At 53.6% G+C, this 366-nt stretch carries 1 protein-coding gene; it reads right to left on the reverse strand.

Annotation, left to right across the window (positions count from 1 at the left end; all coding sequences use genetic code 11):
* Positions 1-366 (reverse strand): hypothetical protein (locus AC1RPT_RS07795; RefSeq protein ID WP_481762984.1); only part of this gene is annotated, 366 nt, incomplete at both ends.

Here is a 366-nt window from a genome sequence, read left to right on the forward strand (position 1 = left end):
ACGCGCTAATTGCCTCTGTCTGTACACGGCGCAGCTCGTACTTGACGGAATGGTCAGAACCGCCCCACGCTGCTGAATCGTACGCACGATCAATCACGATGTCGTCGTCGATCAGCAGAATGTTACACGCTACGTCTACCCTTTTCCAATCAATGGTACTGACGACCAGTTCATACTCATTCACACCGTGTTCGACGAACGCCTCACGGAGTTCAGCTAGGATATGCTCCATACGGCGTGCTGCGACGTGCCCGTACTTATCGTATGTGATCCATCGAGTTGCCGGGGCCCGGGTTTGAACAGATGTATCTGCATCACGTGATGCAGATGTCCCCTGAATCCAATCACGAATCCCCATCAGGCACC

It is taken from the genome of Dellaglioa sp. CoH-56-MRSF-11, from assembly GCF_056782135.1.